The 15,689-nt window shown below is 45.6% G+C and carries 17 protein-coding genes and 1 pseudogene; 8 read left to right on the forward strand and 10 right to left on the reverse strand.

All coding sequences use genetic code 11. The features are described 5' to 3' along the window. Positions 1–148 precede the first annotated feature (148 nt). The 3 genes from D1Z90_RS12010 (at position 149) to D1Z90_RS12020 (ending at position 1,476) form a co-directional block, all read left to right on the forward strand. Positions 149–307 (forward strand): DUF2024 family protein, encoded by a 159-nt coding sequence (locus tag D1Z90_RS12010; RefSeq protein WP_158587119.1) that lies wholly within the window; start codon positions 149–151, stop codon positions 305–307. Between the two features lie 534 nt (positions 308–841). Beyond that, positions 842–985: a hypothetical protein gene (locus tag D1Z90_RS21305; RefSeq protein WP_158587120.1), complete on the forward strand. Its 144-nt coding sequence runs from the start codon at positions 842–844 to the stop codon at positions 983–985. Between the two features lie 8 nt (positions 986–993). After that, on the forward strand, positions 994–1,476 hold the full coding sequence (locus tag D1Z90_RS12020) for a hypothetical protein (protein WP_119911014.1): 483 nt from the start codon (positions 994–996) through the stop codon (positions 1,474–1,476). A 29-nt stretch (positions 1,477–1,505) separates the two neighbouring features. Here the strand turns inward: D1Z90_RS12020 and D1Z90_RS21720 are convergent. Further along, positions 1,506–1,828 (reverse strand): annotated as a pseudogene (locus D1Z90_RS21720) (hypothetical protein); the annotation flags it as partial. A gap of 119 nt (positions 1,829–1,947) precedes the next feature. Here D1Z90_RS21720 and D1Z90_RS21310 point away from each other — a divergent pair. Continuing rightward, positions 1,948–2,094 carry a hypothetical protein gene (locus tag D1Z90_RS21310; RefSeq protein ID WP_158587121.1) on the forward strand — a complete coding sequence of 49 codons (147 nt, stop codon included), beginning with the start codon at positions 1,948–1,950 and terminating at the stop codon, positions 2,092–2,094. Positions 2,095–2,106: 12 nt separating this feature from the next. Here D1Z90_RS21310 and D1Z90_RS12030 read toward each other — a convergent pair whose 3' ends face one another. The 7 genes from D1Z90_RS12030 to D1Z90_RS12060 all read right to left on the reverse strand — a co-directional run bounded on the left by D1Z90_RS12030 (position 2,107) and on the right by D1Z90_RS12060 (position 8,619). After that, the gene (locus tag D1Z90_RS12030) at positions 2,107–2,646 is read right to left on the reverse strand and encodes a lipocalin family protein (protein WP_119911016.1); all 540 of its coding nucleotides are present in this window, start codon (positions 2,644–2,646) and stop codon (positions 2,107–2,109) included. A gap of 71 nt (positions 2,647–2,717) precedes the next feature. After that, complete coding sequence (locus D1Z90_RS12035) at positions 2,718–3,854, reverse strand: BamA/TamA family outer membrane protein (RefSeq protein ID WP_232525252.1); 1,137 nt, start codon at positions 3,852–3,854, stop codon at positions 2,718–2,720. Positions 3,855–4,019: 165 nt separating this feature from the next. Further along, positions 4,020–4,262: a TIGR02647 family protein gene (locus D1Z90_RS12040; protein WP_119911018.1), complete on the reverse strand. Its 243-nt coding sequence runs from the start codon at positions 4,260–4,262 to the stop codon at positions 4,020–4,022. A 164-nt stretch (positions 4,263–4,426) separates the two neighbouring features. Further along, a complete protein-coding gene (locus D1Z90_RS12045) occupies positions 4,427–5,488 on the reverse strand; it encodes a hypothetical protein (RefSeq protein ID WP_147378761.1) in 1,062 nt (353 codons plus the stop codon). Positions 5,489–5,505: 17 nt separating this feature from the next. Then, positions 5,506–6,438, reverse strand: a complete 933-nt coding sequence (locus D1Z90_RS12050) for a hypothetical protein (RefSeq protein WP_119911020.1) — start codon at positions 6,436–6,438, stop codon at positions 5,506–5,508. A gap of 230 nt (positions 6,439–6,668) precedes the next feature. Next, on the reverse strand, positions 6,669–8,066 hold the full coding sequence (locus D1Z90_RS12055; protein WP_119911021.1) for a hypothetical protein: 1,398 nt from the start codon (positions 8,064–8,066) through the stop codon (positions 6,669–6,671). A 100-nt stretch (positions 8,067–8,166) separates the two neighbouring features. After that, positions 8,167–8,619, reverse strand: coding sequence for a hypothetical protein (locus D1Z90_RS12060; protein WP_119911022.1), 453 nt, complete (start codon positions 8,617–8,619; stop codon positions 8,167–8,169). A 300-nt stretch (positions 8,620–8,919) separates the two neighbouring features. On the opposite strand from D1Z90_RS12060, the gene D1Z90_RS12065 reads away from it, so the two are divergent. Then, positions 8,920–9,372, forward strand: a complete 453-nt coding sequence (locus D1Z90_RS12065) for a hypothetical protein (protein ID WP_119911023.1) — start codon at positions 8,920–8,922, stop codon at positions 9,370–9,372. A gap of 56 nt (positions 9,373–9,428) precedes the next feature. On the opposite strand, the gene D1Z90_RS12070 is transcribed toward D1Z90_RS12065, so the two are convergent. Continuing rightward, positions 9,429–10,316, reverse strand: a complete 888-nt coding sequence (locus D1Z90_RS12070) for a LysR substrate-binding domain-containing protein (protein WP_119911024.1) — start codon at positions 10,314–10,316, stop codon at positions 9,429–9,431. A gap of 175 nt (positions 10,317–10,491) precedes the next feature. Between D1Z90_RS12070 and D1Z90_RS12075 the strand changes: the two genes are divergently transcribed. Further along, positions 10,492–12,018: a DUF3360 family protein gene (locus D1Z90_RS12075; RefSeq protein WP_119911025.1), complete on the forward strand. Its 1,527-nt coding sequence runs from the start codon at positions 10,492–10,494 to the stop codon at positions 12,016–12,018. 249 nt (positions 12,019–12,267) lie between these two features. Here D1Z90_RS12075 and D1Z90_RS12080 read toward each other — a convergent pair whose 3' ends face one another. Next, on the reverse strand, positions 12,268–12,834 hold the full coding sequence (locus tag D1Z90_RS12080) for a TetR/AcrR family transcriptional regulator (protein ID WP_158587122.1): 567 nt from the start codon (positions 12,832–12,834) through the stop codon (positions 12,268–12,270). A 97-nt stretch (positions 12,835–12,931) separates the two neighbouring features. On the opposite strand from D1Z90_RS12080, the gene D1Z90_RS12085 reads away from it, so the two are divergent. Both D1Z90_RS12085 and D1Z90_RS12090 read left to right on the forward strand, forming a co-directional pair. Beyond that, positions 12,932–13,579: a glutathione S-transferase family protein gene (locus D1Z90_RS12085; protein WP_158587123.1), complete on the forward strand. Its 648-nt coding sequence runs from the start codon at positions 12,932–12,934 to the stop codon at positions 13,577–13,579. A gap of 123 nt (positions 13,580–13,702) precedes the next feature. Beyond that, a complete protein-coding gene (locus tag D1Z90_RS12090; protein WP_119911028.1) occupies positions 13,703–15,679 on the forward strand; it encodes an NERD domain-containing protein kinase family protein in 1,977 nt (658 codons plus the stop codon). The last annotated feature ends 10 nt before the right edge of the window (positions 15,680–15,689 follow it).

Raw genomic sequence — 15,689 nt, forward strand, 5'->3', positions numbered from 1 at the left:
CTGAAAGAAAATCAGCGGTCTGAAATGTGAACAGCATGAGCCTTTGTCGCACTGAAAACTATTTGATCAACAACGCCTATTAAATGCCGCAGGCACATCTTACTTTAGGGTAAATGAAGCAAGATTTATGACAGATAAGGATAGCGTAATGACGTTGCATGTTTTTGATACATTTTCATACAGTGGCAGCGGGCGTATTTTACATTTTGATGTATTGCTGCCTGAAAAAGATGAACAGCGTGCGATCGCTTGTGCTAGGCAATGGCTGACCAGTATTGGCGATGACTATATTCGATGCTCTAGCTAGTTTTAATTGGTGAATAAAGTTATTTGATTGTCGATGATAACAGTAAGCTTGTTTCATTCACAAAGGGGCCGTGACCATGAAATTACTCTTAAGCTTTGTGGTTTTGTTGAGCACTTGTGCAACGGACACATTACAAAGCATTCAGAGCTAAATGATAATGCGGTTTTTAAACTGTCAAAGAAAAACATCATTGAGCGAAACTTAACAATCCCACCTTGCAGTACCGACCTACCTTGTAGTTAAATAGGTCAATAAGGGAAGGTCCTAACAGGGAGCGTATTTTTTATCAGGGGTGTTGTCTTTATCTGCTACGAATGTGTCAGCGGGTATCCCAGCTTAAGATGCTGCCGGATTGACACAATCAATACCTTCGGATGGTTACAGAAAATCACAATTGAGCGCGGCACAGTCTAAAGCTCCCGAGGGCTTTAATGATATGAACGCTAGACAACAGCGAGTTGGCAATCATGTATGATGGTGCTAAATACAGCTTTGTTTAATAAAGTCAATCTGTTAAATTGTCAAATGAATATCATGCTGCAACACGATAATCAGTTAGCCAATGATGTGAATGCAAAAGAGGCTATAGCTTGGCAGGAAGAAGTTGAGCGGTTAGATGCTGAGTATAGCGCACCGGCTTACGTACCAGACAACACATTAAGTTTTTCAAACTTTTAGGGATGAAGATGAAATCACTACTCTTAGGGGCATTGTTATTGCCTAGCCTAGCTCAAGCTGCGATGAAAGATATAAAGCCTTACATTGATCCTTATCAGCTTAAGTATGATCAAGCCATTGAAGGCAAGATTAAAGCGGCGTGTAAAGGCAATAAAAGCATGCTTTGCCCCATGTTGCATAAACAAGATGCGAGAAATGGCACCGGTATTTTTGCCGATACCCCACCGAGAGGCACACAGGGGTATTGTGAAAAGCACTACAGGCATTTGAATGATGAGCAGTTAAAAGCAGAGCAGAAAAAATTAATGTCTATTCCTTCCCGTTCTCGTGGGCGGACTAAAAAGCTTGACTTAGAAGAAGGTGAAATGACATTTAACTCACTGAATTATGAAGCTAATGTCTGTATTTCGTCATACCTGGTAGGTTATGAAGTTGGTGAAAATTTGCCTGTAGGTAGCTTTGTTCCTGTAATGGAAAAGCAATGGCGTTAAGATTACTGAGTGGCGAGTTTGGCCCGCGCTCAACAAAGTGTTTTGGTCAATTCCAACCACACCTCCTTTAGATAATTTTCATATCTAACCGGCGAGATATTATCATTCGCCGAATGAAGCCTTTCTTCATGTGCTATCGGGTTGGCTGATGAACCTTCAATAGCCAGTCATGCTTTAAGCGTTCGAAGAAGCGTTTAACTACAGCATTATTCCAGCAAGCTCCAGCATCCCCCATAATGGTTCGCATGCCATACGCTTGTAGCAACTTACGATATTGCTTACTCGAGTATTAAGAGCCTCTGTCATTGTGTAATACCAGACCTTGGCCTCGTTGCCGTAAGTTATATAACCTTGTTCCCGCACTAAAGTTACCGCTTCTTCTTTAAATTCTATCGAGTAGCGTTTATCAGCTCTTTTCTGAGTCATCATTCACCTCATTGAGCTGACAAGTATTGTCTTGCAATTCAGTGTGTGGCTCCATTAGACAAATACAGCCTTACCACATACAGTGGCAGCGTGTATGCGTTTTGCTACTCTTCGGCGAGTTTGCCGCAGTTTGCTGATGAAGTGAAACGCCAGGGCTTTGCCATTTATAAATTAGAAGGGTGCCCGGCGTAATAATCTGCGGCGTTATTGCGGCGCAGGTTGGTTTTGGTCTACCCAAATAATTTCTTCGGTAGCAAAACCCAATTGTGTGGCTTGTTGAATAAAGTCTTGTTTCACCGCTTCACTGACTTGTGGCGAGCGGGCTAATAGCCAGAGATAAGAAGTGGTGTTACCGGCAATAAAGGCATATTGATAGTCTTTTTCCAAATCAAATACTGCGTAACTGCCGTAAAATGGACCAAAGAAGGAAACTTTCAGGTGACCGGTGTCTTCGTTATCAACAAAGTAAGCTTTGCCCTCAGCTTGCTGCCATTTTCTGTCATCTTGCGCGTAACCTTGGTTTAGTACCCTGATACCGCCGTCCTCTCGCATACTATAAGTGGCGGTTACGTGGCTCATGCCGCGCTCAAAAGAGTGGTCTAACCGGGCAACTTCATACCATTTTCCCAAGTATTGTTGGCTATCAAAATTGCTAACCGGGGTGACACCTTCTGGTAAGCCAGTGCAAGCTAGCATTAATGAACTAAGCGCAAAAGTACTGCAAAGGCGTAAGAGTTTTTTCATGAATACGATTACCTTGTTTTGGGCGTAGTAGAGGTACGTGGGCAGACGTTTTTAGATCATTAACGTCCAGCTTAGCGCCAAGCAGTGCCAAATTGAATATATAAGGCCCATTCTTCAGGTCCTTTTGCTAAATCTAAGCCCGTCAATAAACCCAGTTTATTGGCAATGAGGTAACGAAAGCCCATGCCTGCTGCGCTGCGCCATTTACTGTCGGCAAAGTTACTGCTTTCTGCTATTGCTTTGCCGCTACCGGCAAAGCCTAAAAGTGCCCAGCGTGGCGCCAAGGCGTAACTCAATTCAAATTCCGCGAGCGCGGTTTGCTCCGCTTGATAACGCATAGCTGGAATGCCGCGCAGGTTAATAAAAGGTTTGGCATAATATGGCGCGTCATCACTTACGGCTTTAGCGTCGCCCCTGAGTGCTAACCCCCAATCGTGATTGAGTTTTTGATAGTGAAAAATTAATGCGTTGATTTCTCGATAATCAAAGTCGCCGCCAAGGTTCGGGTGGTGCCATTTGGTCTCCAGCTTAGCCTTAATGCCTTGACTGGGAGAAAACTTGTTATTGAGGCTGTCATAACTGAGTTTGAGTCCTAGTGAGGCATCCTGACTGTCGAGGCTGAAAGGATCGATGCCAGGTAAGTTATCAGACAAATCGAATTGGGTATCGGTGTCGAGAAAGGTGTAGTTGGCCCCTACAAAAAAACCGCTGTCTTTAATTCTCAGGTCAATGTCTTGGTAAAAGAATAAACCTTCAATATTGAATTTGTTCGGCTCTGGTCGCTGCTCGGGGTAATACTTCAGGTTAAATGAAGTTGAAAATAACGCGCCAATATAACGAATGCTGTCTTGCTGCCAATTACCCGCATGAAACACGCCAGCCAGGCGAGAGCCATTGTCGGTACCTCCTGCTACGACTCCCGAGACGCTGGGAGGGATATGCCCCTGTTTAGTCGGGTTTGCCAAGCGGTAGTCTTTTTGTTCTTGGGTTTCGTGGAAAAAGATTAACGCCACCCCGCCGCCAGTGCCAACAGCAGGGTCGGTAATCAGAAACGGCACCGGCATAAAACCGTGTGCATTGTTGAGGATCCACTGGCTCATGTCGAGCTGACCGTCTTGTGGGTCGATCATTTGATCAAATACGCTTGCAGCCGCGTTGTGGCAGCAAACTAAACTCAATGCGAGTGCGATACGGCGTAACACTGTCACTGTGATTCCTTGCGTCATGCTGGCCTAGAGAGGTGGAAGTGTAAAGTGTAAACAAGAAGGGGGAAAATAGGCAACTCAATCAGTTACGACGACAAAGTGAAGTGAAAAGAACGAGTGCGTTTAATTTGCCCTAAGCTTTGGGCTCAGGGCGACTAGGTGGACAGGTTATCTTAATTTGATCAGTAGTGCTTCGAGATCCTCGGCCGTTTTGGCTCCGATATCGGTTAAATAGCCACCATCGTCACGGGTAATCAAGCCTTTATCAAATAATCGCTTGGCAGCATCTATCAACTCTGGGGCACATTCACTGTGAATTTTGATACCTTGTTCGTGGTTATCAGTGTTGAAACAAGACAGAATTTTAAAGTCATTTACTAACTCAGGGGAAATAAGCTCTGCGCCTTTCATTATGTTTCCTCATTCATAAAGAGATAAATCAACACTAGCAGTTTATGGCGTAAAAACCCTGTGTCAGGTCAAAGTTAGAGAATTGAGTTACTTGAGGAGGATAGAATTGCTGTATCACTGCGCACAAGCCTCATGAGACTTATGCGCAGGCATTTTACGATAGTTTATTTAGCTGCTTCTAACGTATTCACCCGGTTATTCAAACTATCGAATTGATACTGGGCATTTACTATATTGTCATTGCCCCAGCCCCATCCGTCTCGATATTCGCCATCAATAGTCATGTTTTTGCCTCCATATGAGGCAGCTAAGCCAACATCACTTGTGGTTGACCAGTTCTGAATTGTGGTGTCTCTGCTGTCGAGCATAGAACGACTCCATAAGTTATATGGACCTGAGATGCTGCCACCATAAACGCTGATGATAGCATTTCCACCTGAAGACAAAGCGGCTACAGAGCTTTCAGAGAGCATGACGGTTGCGTTACCGTATGCTTCAACCAAATTTGTAATTGTCACACCCTCAAGTACTACAGAAGACGTATCTAATACCGTAAGGCTTTGAATAGAATGCCCTAAAGGCACGGTGTTGGTCAGTGCTGAACTGCTGGCGATAAGTGCAGAAGAAAGCGTTGTTCCGGCAACAAGCTGAATACTACTGTTTGCTCTAGCAGTAATAGACGTTGCAGTGAGGTTTTCGAGAGCAACACCTGAACTATGAGCGGCAACACCCGCAAGCTCACTGCCTGCGGTTTCTAAGGTCACGCCTTTAACTGTCAACCTATTAACTGACCAAGCGGTGATAAGGCCTGTCAGTGCTGAATCTGCCGATGCTGAATCAAATACTATGCTACCGTCACCCGTAATACTTACTCCATCACGGCGGATCGCGATTGGGCCATGACAGGCACCGGTAATAAGGTAGTTAACATTAAGGGCGCCGTGGCTAAGGTTTACTTGATCTTTAAGTGCATAAGCATTGGCGGCGCAATCTAGGGGAACCGTTTTGTCTGCTGCTAACGCGCCATTCGACCCTGTATTAGCTTTAGCGATGGCTAATGCTTCTTTAGCAAGAGCGGTATTGTGATTAAAATTGGCGTTTACTTCATCTGCTTTTGCCGGCGTACCTGGTTTAAATTCGTAAGGCACATTTTCAGCAGCAAGTGCAAGGCTTGAAAAGCTTGCAAAGCTCATTGCTAAAACCATCTTATTGAATGCAGTTTTCATTTCTAAACTATCCTTGATTAATTCCATTTTAATTCATTCCAGTTGTTGCCATTCCAAGTATCATGGGAGCAAGCATCTGCTTCTGTTGGGTGCCTATCTGCTTGATCCGGCCACACGCTGGGTGGGTTATCTACGCTATATAATTGATCATTTTCATCGTAGTAATCCCAGCGGCCATCGCCGTCCTGATCATCTTTCAGTTCTGGCTGTCCATCCTGATTGATGATGATGGTCTTTTGTTTGAAGCTAATATTTGTAGGCGATGACTTTACTTCCGCTATCAATGATCCAACTTTTGTTAAAGTTGTTTGGTGCTTATTCTGCCATTGCTCTGATTCTGCTTGAGCTGAGGTGCTAGGAATAATACCAAGGCGAATGAGTGTTCTCGCAACGGTTGCAACGTCGTTTAATTCTAGGGCTATATAATCAAGAGACAATTGCTCTAACGGCAGTTGGAGCTGAGAGGCAACTTGCAAACTTGCTTCTTCGATACTCAAGCCTTGTTTGATGCCTTGTTGGATCAGCGTGGTAATAGGAGTGAGAAGGTAGTTTCCAGCAGGCGCGGTTAACAAAAAGTCGGTAGCAACTGCCAGGTTGGTATCTTCGTCTATCGTTTGTCCGCCAATGGCTTTGGCTACAATTGGAAATTGTTGCACATTCTCAATGCCCGTGATGACTAACTGAGCGATGCCTCCTTCACTAGAGAAGGTGTTTGGCTCACCGGCGTCAAGGACCGAGTTATTGTTGAGATCTAGCCATACTTGCGCACCATTAAGGTAGCCATCGATAACAGTAATATTGAGCACTTGCTCGGTTAATTCAGGAGCGGTTGTCGGCGTCGGGAGTGGCGTTTCCGTTGGAGTTGAATCATTACTGCTAGAGCCACCTCCACATGCTGTGATAGCAAAAGCGCAAGTCAATGCGATGATGCTTGGTTTTAAATTTGTCATTGTCTATCCATGCTACTTCTTGCGTAAGGCTAAGTCATTTTTAACCTCTAGCTTTAACTATAAAGCGTGGCGATAATATCAAAAATTGGTCAAAAACAATACCCTCTTTAGCTTAAAACTGCGCTCATAAAGTTTGCTGCTGGTTATCAAATGCTGGTTTGTTGCGGTGGAAGATAAGGATGGCCAAAATACCAAGTATGCTAGTCTAAAAACCTACAGTGACTCTATCGCTATTGGCTTTTCGACCAGGCTGAAGGCGTGCGTGCTTGTTCTATGTCGACGATGCCGGATCGGCTTAAGGTGACTTTGAAACGTTGAAAGCTTTCGTGGGTGCTACCTTGATCCATCGCCACGACGATATTCAGCTGATAGCGTCGCTCTATGGTGGTTTTATGAATACGTTGATTATTTTGGTCGTACACTTTGCCGCTGCCGCGTTCGATATACCGGGCCAACGGCCGCAAGCTGAAAATTAAGGTTTCTTCTATGGTTTCATACCCGGCTTGAAATTTTTGCTTGCGACTGACACGGGTTTCATTGCGGTAATGCAGCAATTGCGCACTTTGTTTGTTTTGACTATGACGCCTGGCCAGTAACTCTTTGGCTTTGGCGGGTAATTGCTTGGAGCTGATGTAATCAAGCCACACCAGCTGTTGAGCAATGTCCGCTTTACTTAAGCTGTCTTTGAGTTGTCTCGACCACTTAGGTTTGCCTTTGCTGATCCATCGCAACAACATGTTTTTTAAATCATCTTTAAACACTTCTCGTACGCCATAAATACCGGCTAACGCAACGATCATCAGCGCGGTAAGGTTGTGCAAGGCACCGCGAGTCTCAATGATTAAGGTCAGAATCAGCATCATCAGTAACGCGGTGGCCACCCCTGTGACCAACTTGCGCCGAATGGTGCCCAAGGCTTTGGTTTGCTCCCGGAAAATTACGCTATGCTCGATTAACCGGCGCAATAAGCGCATTTTATTGGCGATACGGTTGGGGTCTTTGAGCGTAGCTGCCGAGTTATAGTTTTTACTAAGACGATAGTCATGCTCTTGTTGGTACATGGCCAGCAGTTCTGCACGCTCATCGGCGAACTCGCTTTGGCGAGGTTTTTTAGCCAGCATAGCCAGTAAGCTTTGCTCACTATACCAAGATAGGTAGTTATCAACGTTGGCAAACAAGGCTTGTAGCTTTTCGTCATCGGGTGCGTTTCGGCGCATTTTTTTCAATATTTTTAAACTGTTTGCACTTAACACTAAGGCGGCGTCATAAAAATAATAACCCTGCTCGCTGTCATCAAGTTGCAGTGCTTCGCTAATATCGGTATCAAGCGCGACTATGTATTGGTAAGCAAATTGGTTGAGGTTGGTTTTATATTCTTCTGGACCACGCTTCATTCGGCTAGCAAAACGCGTATGCAATAAGGGCAGATGCAAGCCTTGAGTGTAATAAGCCCGGCGACCCGTGATGCCGGCATTGAAGTATTCGTGTTCAGATAGCGTATTGCTGTTGATGCTCATCTCTTTGGGCAGAGAAAAGTACAGATCAAGCCGGCGGCTGCAACCTTGAGGCGTGCGATGGCTGAGCTTAATTGCCAACTTTTCATGTTGCTTGAGGGAGATAACAGCCAAATAACGAACCTTTCGTGACCATGCTTATGCGCATTCAGTGTAACACACTGGCATTAAAGGCATAAGTTACCCTTTATTTATTCACTTACAAGTAAAAGGGTTATATTGCGTCACCGCCATAATGGCCCCAAGCGCGGTTAAACCCTGCTGCTGGCATCACGACGTTAAAATCAGCAAACTCAATCTGCACCTGCGACTTACGTTTAAATTCATTGACCACGTATTGAATGCCTTGAGGACTGGCAGGTGTTGCGGAAATATAGCTGTATTGACCATTGTGATTACAAAAGCTGTGCATTTTAACGTGTTGACCGTTGAATTTAGCAACACTCGGCAAGCCGGCATCCTGGCCTAAACGACAGCTGTCTCGGCCTGGAAAGTCAATGATGGTGTAAAGGCGCTGGTGGCCGTCTTCACTCATGTCGATGCTGGCGACCATATGCCCTTGGTGCCCTTGATGGTATATATGCACCGATGCATTGCCCTGGTGTTCAAAGGCGTAAGCGGCTGTAGATAAGGCTAATACGGCAATGGCGACAAGACGTTTGCTCATGTTTGGCTTCCAAATATTTACAATACCGAGAAGTCTACGAGGCAAAGCTCATCCAAAGAATAGGGGGAAGTATTTATAACGGGCGTATCAAGCTTTTATTAATTAAGCATTTAGCGCAAAACGTTTAATTGCTGGGAAAAAGTAAGAGAGAACTTACTTGATAACATCAAAATTAAATTGTTGAGAGTGATATAAGTGGCATATTAAATGCATTGAACAAATAACGTAGGCAACCGCCTACGTTGTGATGACCAGCGTCTGGCCAGCACATGGGATTGAAGCATTTTACGGTCAAACATTATGAATATTGATTCCTTAGGCAATTATAACGCATACGCATTGAGCCAACTCAACAAAGAGCAAGCGACTTTAGAAGAGGACAAGCAGCAGGACGTTGCCGCTGAAACCTTGCCGTCTTTGCCGGGTGGCGCCGTGACATTGCCGGAAGTGTCTGACAAGGATGATGAACAAGACAAGGACGAAGATAGCGAAAGTACTCAGCCGCCCAAGCAAGAAACCATTCTTGAAGGCATGCAACGCGTCAAAGATGAAATAGACGCGATCCGTTTTAGTCGCGACATCAAGCCGGGTGACAAAGAGGCCATGTTAGCGCCTTTGCAGCAAGAGCTCGATGATTTGGTCGTGGAGATGCAATTTGCAATTAAACAGTATTCTACTCAGCAATCACAAGCATGGTTTAACCAAGGAACAGAAAATAAGCAACAAGGTATGTTATTGGATTACTTAGTTTAATCATTACTATTTTGATACATGGCAGTAATTGGATTGTATAGCTAAAGAAAAAAGTACTAGCGTGCTAATCTTTTTGCTTCTTTGATTAAGCAATCTTTCAGTGGGTCTTCTGCCATGTCTTTATGCCAAATAAACGAGAAATGACGGGTAAGGTCGAGCCCGGTTACTTTCAACTGCTTCAACTGGCCTTGTTTTATTGCAAAGTCACAGCTTCGCGCTGGTAAGCAGCTCAAATACGCGCCCGAACTGACTAACGCTATCAAGGTCGGTAAATGATCGTATTGCTTAATGACGTCTAAATGCTCTAGCTTTCCTGAAATAGCCGCGTCGAACACGTCTCGAGTGCCTGAACCTAACTCTCTTAATACCCATTGACTTGCTTCAAGCTGACGATAAGAAACTTCCCCTTGGCTGGCAAAAGGATGATGAGAAGCCGCGACGATGATGAGTTCGTCTTTGCACCACTGCTCTTGTACAAGTTTGCTGTCGTCACAGCGACCTTCAATGATGCCGAGATCCACCTTGAAGGTGCGAACGTCTTGAATCACTTGCTGGCTGTTATGAATGCTCAGTTCTACCTGCATTTTAGGAAAGTTGGCGTCGAGGTTGCTTATCAGCCGAGGGATCAAGCTTTCCGAGACGGTTTGGCTGGCAGCCAAACTTAATTGGCCACTGAGCAAATCTTTGCCAGTTAAACCCAGTTCGATTTGCTGCACGTCATGAAGTAAGGCTTTGGCTCTTGGCCTCAGCCATAGACCCCATGAGTTGAGAACCAACTTTTTCCCTTGCCTATCAAACAGTTTGGTACCTAATTGTTGCTCAAGTTGTTGTAGAGACATACTGGCAGCAGATTGGCTAATGGCTATCTGAGTGGCGGCGGCACTCACGCTGCCAGTATCGGCAATGGCGTCAAAAATGGCGATTTGTTTAAGAGAAAACTTCATATAAGAAAAATTGATAAGTTAAATAACTAAAACTGGTTTAACTAGTTTACCTTATCTCCTTAGTCTTGCTCATTATTAATATCGGTTCGGCAAAGGATTTTGCAACTAAGCTAGCAACATACTTTAATTAGTTACCGATAGTACAGTTTTTATCTTTAAATATCTCGAGGATGTTATGACTGATACAGCAAAGCCTGAAGAGGCTCAAGGAAGCTCTTACCAGGAGCGGCACAGACCGGCTTCTGAATTTAAGAGTCGCTCAGATTATCTTGATCACGAACTGCAGATTATGGAACCCAAGCGTTGGGCTCTGAATTTACCGGGTCGTGATTTTCGTTTTGAGTGGGAGGATCTAGTCCCCGCTATTGCCGGCACCATTGGTATTACCGTTATGTATTCCGCGGTCATGCAGGCGTGGGCCGCAGGCTTAACCGAGAAATGGGATCACGTTACCTTAGGCGCAGAGTTTGCGATTGAAGTAGTACGTGTTGAAATGCTGATCCCTGCTTTGCTGTTTTGTATTATCAGTTCTGGTTTTATCAACCCTCGCGCTAACTTAGGCGGCAACCACGGCCCAATGATCCCATTGATTAGCGCCATTGCTCTGGCCGGTGCTCACCCACTTGCCCTGGCCATATTATTGGGTATTTTCGGATTGCTCTTAGCTTACTTTAAAGGCGGCTCAAAACTGGTTAACCTCACCAGTGAGGGGGTTGCGGGCGGTTTGCTGGTGTTCCTCGGGTTCATGGGGGCCAAGAGCCAAATCACGTCGTTATTTGATTGGTCTGCAGGCTTAGAAGCCAAGCACGCGATCGATTACAGCCTCAGTCACGTCGCCTTTATTATCTTGGCTGTGAACATTGTGGTGTACGCTTACTTAGCGCGTATAGGTAAGCGTTGGTTAGCCATTCCTTTATGTTCGATTGCTGCAATCGTGATTGCCCTTGGTTTAGGTGCAGGTCTAGACCTTAAGTTTGTCACTGAACCTGGCTTGCCAAACCTTAACCCAGTGTACTGGTGGGGCTCTACCGACGAAGGTTGGATGTTAGGGTTACCTAACATGGAGCACTTTATTGCCTCGTTACCTTTTGCGATTTTAGCGGTTGCGATGTGGTCACCTGATTTCTTAGGTCACCGTATTTTCCAAGAGCTTAACTACCCAAGAAAGACGGAAAAAGTACTGATGGACGTGGACGATACCATGACCACGTGTTCTTTCCGTCAGATTGTTGGTACCGCTGTGGGTGGTGGTAACATTACTTCAAGCTGGGGTACTTACATGATCCCTGCGGCGATTGCGAAGCGTCCTATTCCAGCCGGCGCCATCTTACTGGGTGTAATGTGTATCTTAGTGGCTATCATTGGCTATCCGATGGATATCACCGTGTGGCGTCCTGTAATGTCAATTGCGCTATTGGTGGGTGTATTCTTGCCATTGTTGGAAGCAGGTATGCAAATGGTGAAAGACACCAAGTGCAGTCAGTCTGCGGGTATTTGTATCTTTGCAGCATTCGTGGCTAACCCAGTATTTGCATGGGCATTGACCATGTTATTGGACAATAACGGTCTGATTGGCGACAAAGACAGAGCCAAAACCTTGTCATTTACTGACCGTATTGTGGTCCCTGGCCTGGCATTTGTTATCTGTACTGTAGCCATGGCTGCGGTAGGTATGCTACCTGGTATTCCTAAATTGATTTAATCAGTTAGCGAAAAATAACAGCCAAAGCCTCGATTGAAAATCGGGGCTTTTTTGTTGGTTTAGCTCGTTGCTTAGTTACCGTTTTCAAAATGGGGCGTCAAAAACCCCTGTCTAGGTCAATAAAGCGGTAATTTTATTACCAAGTAAAACTGATTTTATATATCAGTTTTACTTATTCATTATTCGCCTTATCTTTTCTTGCCATCCATGCATGGAGACCATGCTACACAGCTAGCTACTTGGGCGTGTTCATACGTTAATGGCGCTTTTGGCGCTTGCCAACGCAGCGTCAATCAATTGTTGGCTCAGTTCGCTATCCGCGGTTGCGCGGGCGAGTGCAACGCCGCCAATCATGGCGATGGCTGCTTGCATACTTTGTTGCATTGATTGCCCAGAGCTGCTGCTTAATTGCTCAATTAAGCCCCGTAATACTTTAGCGTAGCTGGCCTGCGCCTGTGGTTGCGAAATGCCGATGTCTGAAATTAAGAACGCTAAAGGGCAGGGAGATTGCGCCTTTTGAGCGTGCTCTATACTGATATAGGCTTGCAGCAACTTGGCCATGGTGTCGCTGGCCTGATCACATTGCGCTTGGCCTAAGCGTTGGTTTTTGGCGTCTTTGGCCGCGAACACAATGGCTTCGGCGTATAGCTCGGACTTATTATCAAAGTGGGCATAAAATGCGCCTCGTGTGAGCCCTGCATGGGTCATGACATCATTAATTGAAACTTGCTTAAAGCCCTTAAGGGTAAAAAGCTCACCTGCGCTGCGTAAGATTTTTTGTCGCGTTTGCGATTTATGTGCGGGATCCCAAGCCAAAATTGCCACCTCAATAAAAAGTCAAAATATGATCTTGAACATATTGTGGCGCGAGATAATCTGGAGTCAAGTTAAACGGTTTTCTAAGGAGCAAATAATGACCGACGTAACGATTTACGGACAACAGTTTAGTAATTTTGTACGCAGCGTAGAGCTAGCGTGTTTATTCACTGACGTCACGTACCAGATTGGCCATCAACACCAAGGCAAAGATATCGAGTGGAAAAGCGAGCAACATTTAGCCATTCACCCTTTTAGTAGGATGCCGGTTTTGCTGCAAGGCGATTTTGTATTGGCAGAAAGTGTTGCCATTTGCCAATACTTAGCACTGCAAGACCCACAGCAACGTATTATTGCCGATGATCCCCAGCAGCAAGCGGTGCAGTTACAATGGGCATTATTGGCCGCGAAAGAAATAGACCGTGGTATTATTCGCCGCTACTTATTAGAGCTGGTGATGCCAACGGGTGAAAATGGAAAGCCTGATTTCGCCAGAATGATGCGTAATAAGCCCGACGCCCTTGCTGTTGTTGCTGTTGTTGAACGTCAGCTGAGCAAGCATAAATACATTGCTGGTGACAGTTTAAGCTTTGCAGATTTTATCTTGTTGCCGACTTTGCATTACAGCTTACGACTGCAAAATGACCTGAGTATTGTTACGCCTCAGAGTATTATCCGAGATTATGTCGCGAGTGCATTAACCTTGCCGGGCGTGGCAGATATTCTCAATTATGAAGGGCTTTAATTACCTTCACGTTGATAATTTCACCAAGGTGGCGTCAGGCTCAAAAAATAGCGCTAAAAGGCTTAATTAAATATCAAAACTGGTTAGTATTAAGCTTTATTCTGACACATGGATGCTGTGACTATGGCGAAGTTAATTGCCTTTGGCGAAGCGGTAAATGACGCTGAGCGTTGGGCTTTTAAATTACTGGCAGAAGAACTGCCAGCCGATTATACCTTGTTAACCAATATTGAGATCCCCACCCCCTCGGGCCAAGCGCTAGAAGTCGATGCGTTAGTAGTCGGTGAGTGGGGAATATATGTTGTTGACGTAAAAGGCTATATTGGTTGTTTGGAAGCCGGCCAACATGCTTGGGCTTTGGATGGGCGTGACGTTGATAACAGCCTCGCAAAGGCCAATTATGTGGCACGGGTGCTGGCTGGCAAAATCAAGCACAAGGTTCCGGTGGGGGTGTATGCGCCATGGTGTCAGGGCATGGTGTTTGTCACTGGGCGAAAGGGCAGTGAAATCGAGTTAGAAAAAACCGACGGTGCCTTGTCTATTTACACCCCTAAGCAGATTATTGCAGCGTTGACCAAGGAGTGGGGCTTAACCGCGCCGCGCAAATACCCGGTGTCAGCCAAGCAAAAGCAAATGGTGTTGGATACCCTTGGCCAAGTCGCTTTGGTTGAGCAGCGTAATAACCGCATTCAAGATTTTGAGAAAAAGAAGTGCTTATTTTTACAGCATGGTCTGGAAGTATGGCAAGCACAATATAGCCCAGGAGACTGGAGCGCACCTTGGTTGCTGAAAATCATTGTGCCGTCTTCTTTTGATGACAAAGCCAGCCAAAAACACCACGAAAACTTACTGCGAAAAGAGTTTTACCGCTTACAGACCCTTGCAGGCTGTTCTGGCGTGCCTTATTGCGCGCCCTTGATACAAGACGGTGAGCGCTTAGTGCTGCCGGTGCGCATGCCAAAAGGGCAAGCCATTGCTGCGTTAGACATTGCCGATATGCCTGCCAATGAACTGTTAGAAATTTTGCGTTGTGGCGTTTCTTCATTGCAGCAAATTCATCGCCGAGGCATGACCGTAGCAGGTTGGGACGCAAATTGCGTATTTGTTGCTGAAGATGGCGCGGTGGAGTTTATCGACGTCAAAGACAGCTTGTCATTCGCCGAAGATATTACCGCATTTGCGGCCTTGTTTTATCCTATTGCAAAAGCTGTACTTGAACCGCGCATTCGGCAATGGTTCAAGCAAGCTGCAGCGGGTCATGAGGTTGACCTCGATACGGTGCGCTCAGACATCGGCGCAGTGATAGCCTACCGTCGCCGTTTTCCAGATGTTGACAGTGGTTCAGTCAAAGCCGAAGCAGGGGCGGTCATCGATCACCATTATAAACTGTGCCGTCTACTTAACAAAACTCAAGATACTGAGTTGTGGAAAGCGCGCCATATTCAAGGCCGCTATGACAGCGCGTTGTCTATTTACCGCAATGTTGATGCCCAATGGTTTAAACTCAGCAACTTGTTTCGCAGCTTATCAAATTTATACCACCCCCACACGGAGCGGGTGATTGCGTTTGGCCAATTGGGAGATAGCCAAGACATCTATATCGCCCGAGCTTGGATCCCGGGTTGCAGTTTAGATGAAGTCGAGCAAGTAGAAGAAGGGCAAGGCGCTCGCTGGTTCGCTCAGTTATTAACGGGCTTGCAGTACTTGCACAGTTTAGACATTTTCCATGGTGCTATTTGCCCCAAAAACATCGTCATCAATCAGGTACGAGCGGTATTGGTAAACTTTGGCATAGGCTGGGATATTGCGGCCAGCAACTATGCGCAGCAGTACGCAGATCCTAACTTGTGGCAATTAGAAGGCGATGCAGAAAAAGATCTCTATGGTTTAGTGGCCAGCTTTATCGATGTGTTGTGTGAAGACGGGTTAGCCGGCCAACACAGCAGTGAGCAGTTGATTGCTTTGGTCGACGAGTTTGATGACAGTAAAATGGATGACCACCTTAAAGAGGTTTGTCGTCAAGTACTTAGCTTTGAAATCAGCGTGACGCCAGGACAAGACTACGTCAAGCTCTTTGCCATGGAAGACTTGCTCGAGTAGGCAACTCACC

It is taken from the genome of Motilimonas pumila (assembly GCF_003596335.1).
GTDB classification, from domain to species: domain Bacteria; phylum Pseudomonadota; class Gammaproteobacteria; order Enterobacterales; family CBDFNC01; genus Motilimonas; species Motilimonas pumila.

Bases quoted from the DNA above. Each gene is read 5' to 3' on its own strand.
- D1Z90_RS12010 (WP_158587119.1), top strand. From the start codon at position 149: ATGACGTTGCATGTTTTTGATACATTTTCATACAGTGGCAGCGGGCGT.
- D1Z90_RS21305 (WP_158587120.1), top strand. From the start codon at position 842: ATGCTGCAACACGATAATCAGTTAGCCAATGATGTGAATGCAAAAGAG.
- D1Z90_RS12020 (WP_119911014.1), top strand. From the start codon at position 994: ATGAAATCACTACTCTTAGGGGCATTGTTATTGCCTAGCCTAGCTCAA.
- D1Z90_RS12030 (WP_119911016.1), bottom strand. From the start codon at position 2,646: ATGAAAAAACTCTTACGCCTTTGCAGTACTTTTGCGCTTAGTTCATTA.
- D1Z90_RS12040 (WP_119911018.1), bottom strand. From the start codon at position 4,262: ATGAAAGGCGCAGAGCTTATTTCCCCTGAGTTAGTAAATGACTTTAAA.
- D1Z90_RS12045 (WP_147378761.1), bottom strand. From the start codon at position 5,488: ATGAAAACTGCATTCAATAAGATGGTTTTAGCAATGAGCTTTGCAAGC.
- D1Z90_RS12050 (WP_119911020.1), bottom strand. From the start codon at position 6,438: ATGACAAATTTAAAACCAAGCATCATCGCATTGACTTGCGCTTTTGCT.
- D1Z90_RS12060 (WP_119911022.1), bottom strand. From the start codon at position 8,619: ATGAGCAAACGTCTTGTCGCCATTGCCGTATTAGCCTTATCTACAGCC.
- D1Z90_RS12065 (WP_119911023.1), top strand. From the start codon at position 8,920: ATGAATATTGATTCCTTAGGCAATTATAACGCATACGCATTGAGCCAA.
- D1Z90_RS12070 (WP_119911024.1), bottom strand. From the start codon at position 10,316: ATGAAGTTTTCTCTTAAACAAATCGCCATTTTTGACGCCATTGCCGAT.
- D1Z90_RS12075 (WP_119911025.1), top strand. From the start codon at position 10,492: ATGACTGATACAGCAAAGCCTGAAGAGGCTCAAGGAAGCTCTTACCAG.
- D1Z90_RS12085 (WP_158587123.1), top strand. From the start codon at position 12,932: ATGACCGACGTAACGATTTACGGACAACAGTTTAGTAATTTTGTACGC.
- D1Z90_RS12090 (WP_119911028.1), top strand. From the start codon at position 13,703: ATGGCGAAGTTAATTGCCTTTGGCGAAGCGGTAAATGACGCTGAGCGT.